Source organism: Gordonia sp. LMA167, assembly GCF_058130025.1.
Window position 1 is genome coordinate 3533332 of sequence record NZ_CM176708.1, and the last position, 13899, is coordinate 3547230.

Here is a 13899-nt window from a genome sequence, read left to right on the forward strand (position 1 = left end):
GCGGCAGTGCCCTGCTCGGTGCGCGACTCGCTAAGGTGTGCTGGTGACTGAACGGACTCTGGTACTCATCAAGCCCGACGGCGTCGCCCGCTCTCTGGTCGGCGACATCATCAGCCGGGTCGAACGCAAGGGACTCAAGCTCGTCGCCCTGGAGCTGAAGACGGTCAGCGACGAGGTGGCCCGCGGTCATTACGCCGAGCATGAGGGAAAGCCCTTCTATCCGTCCCTGCTGGAGTTCATCACCTCCGGTCCGTTGGTGGCCGCGGTCCTCGAGGGGCCCCGCGCGGTGGCGGCGTTTCGGCAGATCGCGGGTGGCACGGACCCGGTCGAGAAGGCCGTTCCCGGCACGATCCGTGGTGATTACGCCCTGAGCACACAGACCAATCTCGTGCACGGCTCGGACTCACCGGAGTCGGCCGAGCGCGAGATCGCGTTGTGGTTCCCTGACCTGGGCGTCTGACGGCGAGAGCACCCTCGGGCCTTCAACTGCGCGCTCCGGAACACCGGTCAAACGCGCGTAGTGTGCGGGGATCGACTCGCGGTGTGGGATACTTGCACAGTTGTCGGTGACACACTTTGTCGCCGCCGACCGGATGGCGCCTCTGGTATCGGTCACCCCGATTCCCGTGTCTTCCCCATCGATGTCCGGGTTGCTTCGGCGCCGGGCAGCGGGCTTCGCGGCCCGTCCTCGATGGTGTGGAAGACACCGACCGGATGAGGTCATCAAACAACGCAAGGCGCCGCCTCGTGACCAGGAGTTCCGGGTTGCGGAGAAGGCGCGAAGACCACACAACACCGGTCCAGTGGTGACCGGGACACAGAGTGAAGCCCTCGCGTGGCCGCGTCAGCCCGACGCGCCCGGGGGCTCGAGGAGATTGAGTGACCGACAACGGGTCGCCGGCTGACGCGAACGCAGCGTCAGGATCGGCGGAAGAATTCCCCAGCAGGCTTCGAGTGCACGCCCTGGCCAGGACATTGGGCCTGACCAGCCGTCAGGTGCTGGCGCACCTCGCGGAATTGGGTATCGAGACTCGAAGCCCCCAATCCAGCATTGACCGCGAGACCGCCCAGGCCGTCGCCGCTCGGGTGCGCGAGCATGTCGCGGTGGACGAAGCGGCGGTCGAGGCCGTCGAGGACGCCGCGGATACCGCCGGCGTCGAGGGCGCCGCCGACACCCCATCGGGGACCGCCCCGACGGAGGCGACGGACAAGGGCGCGCAGCCGGAGAGCACCGGACAGGCGAGCGCCGAACCGGAAAGCAGCGGACCGGAAGGCACGGGGCCGGCGAGCCCCGCAGCAGCCGAGACCCCGGCAGCCCCGGCAGCCGAGACCCCGGCAGCCCCGGCAGCCGAGACCCCGGCAGCCGAGACCCCGGCAGCCGAGGCCCCAGCAGCCGAGACCCCGGCAGCCGAGGCCCCGGCAGCCGAGACCCCGGCCGACATCGAGACACCGAGCGAGGCCTCGTCAACGGACAACCAGCCGGCGACCCCGGCCGAGTCTGCGGCGCCTCGTGCGCCGGAGGTCGGGATGCCGACGCTGTTCTCGGCCGTTGACGAAACCCAGCACTTTCCCGTTCCGTCGGCCGCGGAACCGGCGGTCGCACAGCCGCTGTTCCTCTCGCCGCAGGCAGTCGAGCCGGCCGCCCGCACCGCACGGCCCGCCCAGGCCACCGAGTCGGACACCGACGCCGACCGCGATGCCGAGAGTTCGGACGACGACGAGTCGTCCGGCGGCGGAGAGCGCTCCTCGCGCCGGCGTCGTCGGGGCCGTCGGGGTCGCGGTCGCGGTCGCGGAGATCAAGCAGACGCGGGCGCGGATGATTCCGACGACGAGTCCGACGACGCGCAGGGCACCGACGAGGCAGGCTCCACGCGGCCGTCCGGCAAAAAGGGCAAGAAGCCCAAGGGCCGGGATGCCAAGGACGACTCCACCGAGTCCGACGCGGATACGGACAAGGTCACCTCGGACAAGGCGGGCAACGACAAGGCGGACAAGGACAAGCGCACCAAGGGTGGCGAGTCCGGAGACGCCGACCAGGACGGCGAAGCCGGGTCCGAGGCGGAGGGCGCCGAGGACGGCGACTCCGATTCGGCCGACGACGGTGACGCGTCGTCGTCGAAGCGGCGGCGCCGACGCCGCCGTCGCAAGGGCGGCGGCGAGCCCGAGGACAGCTCTCCCGACGATCCGCCGAACACCGTTGTTCACGAGCGTGAGCCGCGGAGCAAGAAGGCCCGCGACGAGGTCCAGGGGATCTCGGGTTCGACCAGACTGGAGGCCAAGCGCCAGCGGCGTCGTGACGGACGCGACGCGGGCCGTCGGCGGCCGCCGATCCTGAGTGAATCGGAGTTCCTGGCCCGCCGCGAGGCGGTCGACCGCGTGATGGTGGTCCGCGAACGCAGCGCCAACAGCTCGATCTCGCCGGGCGCGAACTCGTCCGACCGGAACGACGATGCGGCGCCGATCGAGGACTACACGCAGGTGGCGGTGCTCGAGGACGGTGTCCTGGTCGAACACTTCGTGACCACCGAGACGTCCTCATCGATGGTCGGCAACATCTACCTCGGCCGCGTGCAGAACGTGCTGCCGGGCATGGAAGCCGCGTTCGTGGACATCGGCCGCGGCCGGAACGGTGTGCTCTACGCCGGCGAGGTCAACTGGGATGCCGCCGGACTCGATGGTGGGTCGCGCAAGATCGAGCAGGCTCTGAAGCCCGGCGACAACGTGCTCGTGCAGGTCAGCAAGGACCCGGTCGGTCACAAGGGCGCCCGCCTCACCACCCAGATCTCCCTCGCCGGCCGCTACCTGGTGTATGTGCCGGGTGGTTCCTCCACCGGAATCAGCCGCAAGCTGCCCGATGTCGAGCGCAAGCGGCTCAAGAGCATCCTCGGCAAGCTCGTTCCCGAGGACGCGGGGGTGATCATCCGCACCGCGTCCGAAGGCGTCAGCGCCGAGGACCTCGCCGCCGACATCGAGCGCCTCGAGGGTCAGTGGAAGTCCATCGACACCGCGGTCGGGAAGGCGAAGAGCTCGGGCTCGAACGCGCCGCAGGCACTGTATGAGGAGCCCGACCTGCTGGTCCGCGTGGTGCGCGACCTGTTCAACGAGGACTTCAAGAAGCTGGTCGTCGAAGGCCACAAGGCCTGGGATCTCGTGGAGCGCTACATCAGCGCGGTCGCGCCGGACCTGATGGATCGTGTCGAGCGTTTCGAGAAGGCGCACGCGGATGCACCGGACTCGTTCGTGGTGCATCGCATCGACGAGCAGCTGGCCAAGGCGCTGGATCGCAAGGTGTGGTTGCCGTCGGGCGGCACCCTGATCATCGAGCACACCGAGGCCATGACGGTCGTCGACGTCAACACGGGCAAGTTCACCGGTTCGGGTGGCAACCTCGAGGAGACGGTCACCCGCAACAACCTGGAGGCGGCCGAGGAGATCGTGCGGCAGATGCGGCTGCGCGACATCGGCGGCATGATCATCGTCGACTTCATCGACATGGTCCTCGAGTCCAACCGTGACCTCGTCCTGCGACGGCTCACCGAGGCGCTCGCACGCGACCGGACCCGTCACCAGGTGTCCGAGGTGACCTCGCTCGGCCTGGTGCAGATGACGCGCAAGCGTCTCGGCACCGGTCTGCTGGAGGCGTTCTCGACCCCATGCGCCCATTGCGGTGGCCGCGGCATCGTGGTGCACGCGAATCCGGTGGAGATCCGTCAGGACGATGTGTCGCAGGGCGACGGCGGCGGCTCGAAGCGGTCACGGCGAAACCGCCGTAAGGCCGAGCCGGCAGCCGAAGCCCACAAGCCGGCTCACAATCCGGCCGAGCATCCGATGTTCCGGGCGATGGCCGCACACGCACACGATCACGATCACGACGGCGAACACGACTACGAGGCCACTGGCGATCACGCGATCGACAAGGCCCACGAGCCCGAGAAGGCCCACGAGCCCGACAAGGCCGACGAGCCCGACAAGGCCGACGAGCCGGAGAAGGCTTCGCGCGAGCCCGGCAAGTCTCGCGGCGAGGCGAAGAAGTCGACCGAGACCGAGAAATCGTCGGGCCTCCCGGAGAAGGCCGCTGCTCAGGCCGAGTCGTCGAGCCGGCCCGAGACGGCGCCGAGCGAGACCACGGAGCCGCCGGCCGAGCCCGCGGAGTCGCCGAGCCGGCCGGAGACGTCGACCGCGCCCGATGGGGGCGCTACAGCACGCCGTCGACGTCGAGTCGTGCGGCAGGCGGCGGCGCCGCCGGTGTCATCCCAACCCGTGGTGATGACCGCTGACGGAGGAGCGAAGTCCGCTCCGTTGACGACGTTCGGACCTACCGGCCAGACGACCTCCACCGAGGCGGCGGTGGCCGTGCGGCGTCGGCCGCGCCGACGCACCGCGGGCCGCCCGGCCGGGCCACCGCCCGGCGAGGAGTGAACGACCAGGCCAACGAGCAGGTCGGGCCCGGTGTCGGTGAGTTTGACCCGACCGGCGGCGGTCCCGTAATCTTGATTGGTCGCCTTCGGCGGAGGGTTCTCGCTGTGCCCGGAACATCCAGGTCACCCTGGATCGCACCGCTGCGCCGCGTGAAACCCGTCGACAGGCTCTCTGGTGTGATCCGCAGTGACTCCCCGGCCCAGTCCGCGGGACCGTCTGCGGCCCACACCAGGAACGCACCACCCACACACCCGCGGTGCGCCAACCAGCGCCGTGGGTCCGACAGACGAGTTAAAGAGGACAGCTTCGATGGCAACGTACGCGATCGTCAAGACCGGCGGTAAGCAGTACAAGGTCGCTGAGGGCGACATTGTGAAGGTCGAGAAGATCGACAGCGAGCCCGGCACCAGCGTGAGCCTGCCGGTGGCGTTGGTCGTCGACGGCTCCGACCTCACCACAGATGCGGACAAGCTCGCGAAGATCTCGGTGACCGGTGAGGTCGTCGAGCATGTCAAGGGCCCCAAGATCCGCATCCACAAGTTCAAGAACAAGACCGGCTACCACAAGCGCCAGGGTCACCGTCAGAAGCTGACGGTCCTCAAGGTTACCGGCATCAAGTAATCAACCCATGGGGCACGCCCCGTGGCCCCATCAGCCTTAGTACTGCCAGGAGGACTGCAGAGATGGCACACAAGAAGGGCGCGTCCAGCTCGCGCAACGGTCGTGATTCCAACGCCAAGCGCCTCGGCGTGAAGCGTTTCGGTGGTCAGCAGGTCAGCGCCGGAGAGATCCTGGTCCGCCAGCGCGGCACCAAGTTCCACCCGGGCGTCAACGTCGGTCGCGGTGGCGACGACACCCTGTTCGCCCTGGCGACGGGCTCGGTCGAATTCGGCACCAAGCGTGGCCGCAAGACGGTGAACATCGTCCCGGAGACCGCGTCGGTCTGACCGGACGCCGGCACCGTGGCGACTACCCACTTCGCGTGGACGTCGTCGCAGCAGAGCTCTACACAGGGCGGGCAGGGTCTTGATGAACCCTCCCGCCCTGTTTGTTTTTTCAGAGAGGAAGTACACCGATGTCTCGGTTCGTCGACCGCGTGACGATCCACGTCGCGGCGGGTAACGGCGGCCACGGCTGCTCGTCGGTCCACCGCGAGAAGTTCAAGCCGCTCGGCGGGCCCGACGGGGGCAACGGGGGCAACGGGGGGTCCGTTCGTCTCGTGGTGGACCCACAGGTGCACACCCTGCTCGACTTCCACTTCCGGCCGCACGCCAAAGCGTCCAACGGCAAGCCCGGGATGGGTGACAATCGCGACGGCGCGATGGGTGAGGACCTGGTGCTGAAGGTGCCCGACGGCACCGTCATCCTCGACGGCGACGGCTCGATCCTCGCCGATCTGGTCGGTGAGGGTACGACCTTCGAGGCCGCACAGGGTGGCCGTGGCGGCCTGGGCAATGCGTCCCTCGCGTCGAAGGCACGCAAGGCGCCGGGCTTCGCCCTGCTCGGTGAGGAGGGCCAGCATCGGGACCTGGTTCTCGAACTGAAATCCGTCGCCGACGTCGGGCTGGTCGGCTTCCCGTCCGCCGGGAAATCCTCGCTCGTGTCGGTCCTGTCGGCTGCCAAACCGAAGATCGCGGACTATCCCTTCACCACACTCGCCCCGAACCTCGGTGTCGTGCAGACCGCCGGTGACGTGTTCACCATCGCCGACGTCCCCGGACTGATCCCCGGCGCGTCGACCGGCCGTGGACTCGGACTCGAGTTCCTGCGGCACCTCGAGCGATGCGCGGTGCTGGCCCACGTCGTCGACTGCGCGACCCTCGAGCCCGGCCGGGACCCGATCTCCGACATCGACGCACTCGAGGCGGAGCTCGCGGCCTATCGGCCGGCCCTCGACACCGACCACGGCCTCGGCGATCTCGCCGAGCGGCCCCGGGTGATCATCCTCAACAAGATCGACGTCCCCGACGCGGCCGAGCTCGCCGATTTCGTCGAACCCGAACTTGCGCAACGTGGCTGGCCCATCTTCCGGATATCGGCAGTGGCCCACGAGGGCCTGCGGGAACTGACCTTCGCCCTGGCCCGCATGGTGGCGGAGTACCGCGAGAGCCATCCGAAGCCGCAGCGCCGTAGGCAGGTGATCCGCCCCAAGGCCATCGACGAGGCCGAGTTCACGGTGTCGGCGGACCCCGAGTCCGACGGCGGGTTCATCGTGCGCGGAACCAGGCCCGAACGGTGGATCGCGCAGACCCAGTTCGACAATGACGAGGCCGTCGGTTACCTCGCGGACCGACTGAACCGGCTCGGGGTCGAAGACGAGCTCGTCAAGCTCGGCGCTCAGCCCGGCGCGCCGGTGACCATCGGCGACGTGACCTTCGACTGGGAGCCCTCGACACCGATGGGTGACGATGTACCGGTCACCGGCCGCGGCACCGACGTCCGGCTCGATCGCAACGAGCGTATCGGCGCAGCCGAGCGCAAGCAGGCCCGGCGGTTGCGCCGCGGATTGCCCGACCTCGGCGAGGAGACCGAACGGGAGCTCCCGTGAGCGACGTCCGGGAGCGGATCGCCCGGGCCCGCAGCATCGTCGTGAAGATCGGGTCGTCGGCGCTCACCGATCTGCACGACGGTCTGGACCGCACCCGACTCGACCGTCTCGCCGACGCGCTGGAAGCGCGGATGCGCGCCGGCTCCGATGTCATCGTGGTGTCGTCCGGTGCGATCGGAGCGGGAATCGCACCGTTGGGCCTGAAGAAGCGGCCGACGGATCTCGCCACCAAGCAGGCCGCGGCCAGTGTCGGTCAGCTGGCGTTGGCGCATGCGTGGGGGACATCGTTCCACCGCTATGGGCGCACCGTCGGCCAGGTGTTGCTGACCGCGGACGACATCTCGAACCGCGCCCACCACGCCAACGCCCAACGGACGCTGGATCGTCTGCGTTCACTGGGCGCGGTGGCGGTCGTGAACGAGAACGACACGGTGGCGACCACGGAGATCCGGTTCGGCGACAACGATCGCCTCGCCGCGCTGGTCGCGCACCTTGCCGGGGCCGATGCCCTCGTCCTGCTGTCTGATGTCGACGGACTCTACGACGGCGACCCGCGCAAGGTCGGCGCCGATGGCCGCCGGGCACGCCTGATTCCGGAAGTGCACGGACCAGAAGACCTCGACGGCGTCATCGCCGGTTCGGGTGGCGCGCTGGGCACCGGCGGGATGGCGTCCAAACTCGCCGCTGCGCGGTTGTCGGCGGATGCCGGAGTTCCGGTGCTGCTCGCCTCCGCCGACAAGGCCGCACAGGCATTGGCGGACGCGTCGGTCGGGACGGTGTTCGCCGGGCGCGATGAACGACTGTCGGCGCGACGCTTCTGGGTACGGCACGCCGCGGATGCCCGCGGTCGGCTCGTGCTCGACGACGGTGCCGTCAAGGCGGTCGCGGAGCGCCGCCGATCATTGCTGCCGGCCGGGATCGTCAGCGTCGACGGCCGTTTCTACGCCGGCGACGTGGTGGAACTCGTCGAGCCGTCGGGTTCGGTGCGCGCACGTGGCGTCGTCGCCTACGACTCCGACGACATCTCGTTGATGGCCGGCCGGTCCACCTCCGCGCTGCCCGCCGATCTTCGCCGTCCGGTCATCCACGCCGACGACCTCGTGGCCGTCTGATCATCGCCGGGCGCCTCGTGCGCGACGGTTCGTCCCCGGGTATCGCTCAACCCTCCGGTTGCAGGTGGAGTGTTTGGCGAACCCCGGGGGACGAACTCGGCGCGGCGTCGTCGGGTGGGTCCGCCAGGGCAGGCAGGACCACGGATGCGAGGTGGTCGATCTTGAGGTCGGCGATATCGTCGGCCCGGGTCGCGCCGCGGTTGACGATCACCAGGGTCTTGCCGGTGCGGTGCGCGTGCCGTGCGAATCGCAGTCCGCTCATCACGGTGAGCGACGATCCGACCACGAGGAGTGCATCGGCTTCGTCGACCATCGAAAATGCCTGCTGCACTGTTGTTTTCGGGACGCTCTCGCCGAAGTAGACGATGTCGGGTTTGACGATGTGACCGCATTGCGGGCAGTCGATCATGGTGAAATCCGATGTGTCGTCGACACTGGCATCCGCGTCCGGCGCGACTTCGATCGCGCCCCGCCCGCGCACGCGTTCGGTGAATCCGGCGTTGAGGGCGTCCAGCCGGCGGGCCAGACCGTGGCGCGAGATCCGCCAGTCACACGCCAGGCAGCGGACCCGGCCGTAGCATCCGTGCAGTTCGAGTACGCGACGTGTGCCCGCCTTGGTGTGCAGCATGTCGACGTTCTGCGTGATCACGCCGGTGAGTCGGCCTCGGCGCTGCAGGTCGGTGAGTGCGTGATGGGCCGCGTTCGGTCGCGCCGCGTCCATGTGTCGCCACCCCAGATGGTTGCGGGCCCAGTAGTGGCGGCGGAACTCGGGCGACGACAGGAACATCTCGAGGGTCATGGGGGTGCGGGCCGGGGCGCCCGGGCTGCGGTAGTCGGGAATTCCCGAATCCGTGGAGATCCCGGCGCCGGTCAGCGCCACGATCCGCCGCCCGGCGAGCAACCTGCGCGCGTCATCGATCCGCTCGGTGATGTCGGCATCGAGGGGCGTCGGTTCGGCCGGCGTCCAGCCGATCTGCAATCGGGTACGCACCCTGTCCAGGATAGCGGTGCCGACGACGACACCGGCCCGGCCGAACGCATGGTTCGGCCGGGCCGGTGGGAGTCTACGAGAGTCCTCGGTCAGTCCGCTGACACGGCTTCCGGGGTGTGCTTGCCGCTCGGCTCCGGAACGGTCACCAGCGGGTACACGCCGTTCTCGTCGTGGACCTCGGTGCCGACGACCGGGGGATTGAACACGCACAGCATGCGCATCTGCGTGTCGGCGGTGACGGTGTGGCGTTCGTGCCCGTTCAGCAGGTACATGGTGCCCGGCGCCAGCGGGTAGGTCTCGCCGCTCTCGCGGTCGAGGAGCGTGCCCTCTCCCTCGACGAGCCAGACGGCTTCCACGTGGTTGGCGTAGTGGAACTCGTTGACCGAGCCCGCGTTGATCGTGGTCTCGTGGAACGAGAATCCGACGTGGTCGCCGCCGAGCACGATCCGCTTGGAGACCCAGTTGCCCTTGGGGTCGGCGACATCGCGGTCGGTTCCGGTGATTTCAGCTGTGGTACGGACGATCATCCGATCACCTCCTTGACAGATTCGGACAGAATGGCCAGGCCGCGGTCGAGATCTTCGTTCGAGATCGTCAGCGGCGGAAGCAGTTTCACGACCTCATCAGACGGGCCCGAGGTCTCGGCGAGCAGTCCGGCCTCGAAGGCCAGGGCGCACACCTTGCCGGCCGCGGTGGGCTCGTCGAACACGAGACCCTGAACCATTCCGCGACCACGGGTCGAGATGCCCGAGTAGGTCTCGCAGAGCCCGGAGAACGCGGTGTGGATGCGATCACCCTTGGCGTGCACGTCGCGGGTCAGTGCGTCGTCGCTCCAGAAGTGTTCGATGGTCTTGGTGCCGGTGACGAACGCCGGGTTGTTTCCACGGAAGGTCCCGTTGTGCTCGCCCGGGGTCCAGACGTCGAGATCCGACCGGAACAGCGTCAGTGCCAGCGGCAGACCGTATCCACTGATCGACTTCGACAACGTGACGATGTCGGGCTTGATGCCGGCGGCCTCGAACGAGAAGAACTCGCCCGTCCGACCGCAGCCCATCTGCACGTCGTCGACGATGAGCAGGATGTCGCGACGCTTGCAGAGCTCCGCCAGTGCGCGCAGCCACTCGGCACGCGCGACGTTGACGCCGCCCTCGCCCTGCACGGTCTCGACGATGACGGCTGCCGGGCGGTTGAGCCCACTGCCCGAGTCGTCGAGCACGCGCTCGAACCAGTTGAAGTCCTCGACGACACCGCCGAAGTAGTTGTCGAACGGCATCGGGGTGGCGTGCACCAGCGGGATTCCGGCGCCCGCGCGCTTCATCGAATTACCGGTCACCGAGAGCGATCCCAGCGTCATGCCGTGGAAGGCGTTGGTGAAGCTGATGATCGACTCGCGTCCGGTCACCTTGCGGGCCAGCTTCAGTGCGGCCTCGACGGCATTGGTGCCGGTGGGACCGGGGAACTGGATCTTGTAGTCCAGCCCACGCGGCGCGAGGATCTTGTCGTTGAAGGTTTCGATGAACTGACCCTTGGCGACCGTTGCCATGTCCAGTCCGTGGGTGATTCCGTCATCCGAGATGTAGTCCAGGAGAGCAGCTTTCATCACCGGATTGTTGTGGCCGTAGTTCAGCGAACCGGCGCCGGCGAAGAAGTCGAGGAACTGACGACCGTTCTGATCGGTGATGTACGAGCCGCTGGCGCGGGTGAACACCGCGGGCCAGCTGCGGCAGTAGCTGCGCACCTCGGACTCGTGCTGGGTGAAAATGGAATCGTCTACTGTCTGATCGAGAAGTTGCATGTGACTTCCCCCTTTTCTGTTGTGACGATCAAAGAGAACGACCGGTCACACGAGCCTTGCGCCGACATCGAAGGATGCCGGCGACTCGGGCTCGAGGCCGTCCAAAGCTTGACTATTGGTGGTGGATATCAGGGTTCGATGAGTTCGGGCTCGAGGAGGTACAGGTCCTCGGGCTCGTGCGCGTCCGGGAAGTGGTCCGCGGCAAAGAGGCTCCGGCGCTCGAAGCGCAGACCACGAGCATTCGCGACCGACTCGAACAGGCGCTGCGACGCAACGTTGTCCGGGCTGATGGTGGTGTGCATCGCCACCACACCGGATCGCTGGCAGCGATCGAAGAGGCGGTGCAGCATGGTTCCGGCAACACCATGGCCGCGGCAGGAGTCGTCAACCGCGACCTGCCAGACCATCAGGGTCGACGGGTCGGTCTGGCGACGGTAGCCGGTGACAAAGCCAACCGGACGCCCGTCGACTTCGGCGACGATCGAAGTGGAAGCGAAATCGTGGCACCACAGGACATAGGCGTAACTCGAGTTGACGTCGAGAACCTTTGAGTCCGAGGCGATCTCCCACAATCTTTCGCCGTCGTCGGCGGTGGGCTGCCGATAATCGACAGCAAGGGCAGTTGTTGGGGCCGTGCTTGTTTGTATCGGGCTCATGACTTATTCGACGTTAACAATGCGTATCCGCGAAGTCATGCGTCCGACGAAATCGGACGTCGAAACCCCCTCCAATCCCCAGTTCAGCCACTGTTTGTGAAGTGGGTCACAAACTGTTGCGTGAGGGAACGTCAAATGGGAAAAGGGGCCTGCAGGTCCCACTCGGCGGTAGCGCACAATGGGTGTCGATGACCAGGATCATTGCGGGTGAACTGCGAGGACGCAGATTGACGGTACCCGATGCAGGCACTCGGCCGACTTCCGATCGGGTGCGGGAGGCGATCTTCAACATCGTCCTCGCGCGCGCCGACCTCGCCGAGGCTCGGGTGCTCGACCTTTACGCGGGGTCGGGCGCACTGGGACTCGAGGCGCTCTCCAGAGGGGCGGCGCGGGCGGTGTTCGTCGACGCGCACCGGCGTGCCACGTCTGCGATCACGGCCAACGTGCGGACGTGCGGGGTGGCCGATCGTGCGACGGTCGTGACCAGGCCGGTGGCCTCCTATCTCGGTTCGACCGGCGTCGGGGAGGTCGACGTCGCGTTTCTCGATCCGCCGTACGACCTCGACAACGCGACCATGACGGCCGACCTGGAGGTTCTCGCGACTCGATGGCTCGGCGACGACGGCATCGTCATCGTGGAGCGTGCGGCCCGGGCATCCGAGACCGTGTGGCCGGACGGGCTGACGGTGCTGGTCCACAAGACCTACGGTGATACGCGGGTGGAGGTCGCCGCCCGTGACCGACATGTGCTCGACAGCGGGGAGGGGCGCCGATGAGGATCGGTGACCTCGAGGTTCGGGTGCCCATCGTCGCGGCCCCGATGGCCGGTGGACCGACCACTCCCGCCCTCGTCGCGGCCGTCGGTGCAGCGGGCGGGTTGGGGATGCTCGCGGCCGGATATCTCACGCCGACGGCGATGGACGAGCTCGTCGGCGAGGTCGAGCGGCGTACGACCGCGCCCTATGGGGTCAACATCTTCCTGTCCGGCCGCGACCCGCTGACGGACGGCGTCGAGGGCGGTGATCTGCGCATCGAGATCGATCGCTACCGCGCGGAACTCGCCGACGAGGCCCGCCGCTACGGCGTCGACCTGGGCGAACCGCGATACAGCGACGAGCACGTCGAAGAAAAGGTGGACCTGCTCGCCGAGCGTCGGCCGGGGCTGGTCAGCTTCACGTTCGGCGATCCGGGCGCCCGGTTGGTGAAACGGGTTCACGAGCGCATCGGCGCGCCGGTCGCGGTGACGGTCACGTCGGTCGACGAGGCGCGGGCGGCAGTTGCCTCCGGTGCCGATGCGCTGGTCGTGCAAGGAATGGAGGCCGGGGGACATCGCGGCCTCTGGTTCGATGACCCCGCCGACCCCGCTGGTGGACCTCTGGCGCCGACCGGGGAACTCGTGCGCGCCGTTCTCGGCGCCGTGCGTGTGCCGGTCGTCGCCGCCGGGGGCATCACCGACGGCGCCGGGATCCGATCGATGATCTCGCTGGGCGCGATCGGCGCGCAGCTCGGTACCGCGTTCCTGTGCGTGGACGAGGCCGGCACCGGAGCAGCCCACCGACGGGCACTGCTGGACCGGATCTATCCGGACACCGTGATCACCCGGGCGTTCTCGGGCCGCTCCGCCCGGTCGCTGCGCAACGGTTTCACGACCCGGCACCCGGCAGCGCCCGCGCTCTATCCGCATGTCCACCATCTGACGAAACCCTTGCGTGCCGCGGCTGCGGCGGCCGGGAACCCGGACGACATCAACCTCTGGGCAGGGACGGGGTGGCGTGCGGTGACCACCGGTCCGGTCGCCGAAGTGATGGCGCGGCTGAGCGCCGAACTGGCCGACGCGCCCTGACCGGCGCGGATCCGCTCGCGTAGATTTCGGGCATGACCTCAGCCGTCTTCCCCGGTTCTTTTGATCCGTTCACCATCGGTCATCGCTACATCGTCGAGCGAGCCGCCGCGCGCTTCGACGAGGTCGTCGTCACCGTCGTGGTCAACCCGAACAAGCACGGCATGTTCGGGGTCGACGAACGCATTGCGCTCATCCGCGAGTCATGTGCCGATCTGCGCAACGTCCGGGTTGACCGTTGGACGGGACTGCTCGTGGACTATCTCCGTAACGAAGGCATCGACACGATGGTCAAGGGCCTGCGCTCGGCTGTCGACTTCGACTACGAGGTGCCGATGGCGCAGATGAACCGTGAGCTCGCCGGGGTGGAGACCATGTTCCTGCTGACCGACCCGCGCTTCGCGCACATCTCGAGCTCGCTGGTCAAAGAGGTGGCCAAGCTGGGCGGGGATGTCTCGCCCTTCTTGTCACCTCATATCCACGAACGTCTGCAGGCGCGGCTGGCGGGCGAACGCCAGATCTGAGCGTCGAACCGCGC

At 67.9% G+C, this 13899-nt stretch carries 13 protein-coding genes; 9 read left to right on the forward strand and 4 right to left on the reverse strand.

Translation table 11 applies throughout. The features are described 5' to 3' along the window. Positions 1-43: 43 nt before the first annotated feature. The 6 genes from ndk to proB all read left to right on the forward strand — a co-directional run bounded on the left by ndk (position 44) and on the right by proB (position 8079). On the forward strand, positions 44-460 hold the full coding sequence (ndk, locus tag ACVT6V_RS16090; protein WP_489894435.1) for a nucleoside-diphosphate kinase: 417 nt from the start codon (positions 44-46) through the stop codon (positions 458-460). 419 nt (positions 461-879) lie between these two features. Further along, positions 880-4419, forward strand: a complete 3540-nt coding sequence (locus ACVT6V_RS16095) for a translation initiation factor IF-2 N-terminal domain-containing protein (RefSeq protein ID WP_489894437.1) — start codon at positions 880-882, stop codon at positions 4417-4419. A 309-nt stretch (positions 4420-4728) separates the two neighbouring features. Continuing rightward, positions 4729-5040, forward strand: a complete 312-nt coding sequence (rplU, locus tag ACVT6V_RS16100; RefSeq protein ID WP_489894439.1) for a 50S ribosomal protein L21 — start codon at positions 4729-4731, stop codon at positions 5038-5040. A gap of 62 nt (positions 5041-5102) precedes the next feature. Further along, positions 5103-5366 carry a 50S ribosomal protein L27 gene (gene rpmA / locus ACVT6V_RS16105; RefSeq protein ID WP_489894441.1) on the forward strand — a complete coding sequence of 88 codons (264 nt, stop codon included), beginning with the start codon at positions 5103-5105 and terminating at the stop codon, positions 5364-5366. A 128-nt stretch (positions 5367-5494) separates the two neighbouring features. After that, positions 5495-6967, forward strand: coding sequence for a GTPase ObgE (gene obgE / locus ACVT6V_RS16110; protein ID WP_489894443.1), 1473 nt, complete (start codon positions 5495-5497; stop codon positions 6965-6967). Continuing rightward, positions 6964-8079: a glutamate 5-kinase gene (proB, locus tag ACVT6V_RS16115; RefSeq protein WP_489894445.1), complete on the forward strand. Its 1116-nt coding sequence runs from the start codon at positions 6964-6966 to the stop codon at positions 8077-8079. The genes obgE and proB overlap by 4 nt, the downstream gene beginning before the upstream one ends. Positions 8080-8125: 46 nt before the next feature. Here proB and ACVT6V_RS16120 read toward each other — a convergent pair whose 3' ends face one another. From ACVT6V_RS16120 to ectA, 4 genes are all read right to left on the reverse strand, one after another. After that, positions 8126-9070 carry a Sir2 family NAD-dependent protein deacetylase gene (locus tag ACVT6V_RS16120; RefSeq protein WP_489894447.1) on the reverse strand — a complete coding sequence of 315 codons (945 nt, stop codon included), beginning with the start codon at positions 9068-9070 and terminating at the stop codon, positions 8126-8128. A gap of 89 nt (positions 9071-9159) precedes the next feature. Beyond that, complete coding sequence (locus ACVT6V_RS16125; protein WP_489894449.1) at positions 9160-9597, reverse strand: ectoine synthase; 438 nt, start codon at positions 9595-9597, stop codon at positions 9160-9162. After that, on the reverse strand, positions 9594-10865 hold the full coding sequence (gene ectB / locus ACVT6V_RS16130) for a diaminobutyrate--2-oxoglutarate transaminase (protein WP_489894451.1): 1272 nt from the start codon (positions 10863-10865) through the stop codon (positions 9594-9596). The genes ACVT6V_RS16125 and ectB overlap by 4 nt, the downstream gene beginning before the upstream one ends. A 128-nt stretch (positions 10866-10993) precedes the next feature. Next, positions 10994-11521 (reverse strand): diaminobutyrate acetyltransferase, encoded by a 528-nt coding sequence (ectA, locus tag ACVT6V_RS16135; RefSeq protein ID WP_489894453.1) that lies wholly within the window; start codon positions 11519-11521, stop codon positions 10994-10996. 188 nt (positions 11522-11709) lie between these two features. On the opposite strand from ectA, the gene rsmD reads away from it, so the two are divergent. The 3 genes from rsmD to coaD are packed head-to-tail and all read left to right on the forward strand — an operon-like array spanning position 11710 to position 13885. Further along, positions 11710-12297: a 16S rRNA (guanine(966)-N(2))-methyltransferase RsmD gene (gene rsmD / locus ACVT6V_RS16140; protein ID WP_489894455.1), complete on the forward strand. Its 588-nt coding sequence runs from the start codon at positions 11710-11712 to the stop codon at positions 12295-12297. Further along, positions 12294-13364 (forward strand): nitronate monooxygenase, encoded by a 1071-nt coding sequence (locus tag ACVT6V_RS16145; RefSeq protein ID WP_489894457.1) that lies wholly within the window; start codon positions 12294-12296, stop codon positions 13362-13364. Before rsmD ends, ACVT6V_RS16145 begins: the two co-directional genes overlap by 4 nt. A gap of 32 nt (positions 13365-13396) precedes the next feature. Next, positions 13397-13885 carry a pantetheine-phosphate adenylyltransferase gene (gene coaD / locus ACVT6V_RS16150; RefSeq protein WP_489894459.1) on the forward strand — a complete coding sequence of 163 codons (489 nt, stop codon included), beginning with the start codon at positions 13397-13399 and terminating at the stop codon, positions 13883-13885. The last annotated feature ends 14 nt before the right edge of the window (positions 13886-13899 follow it).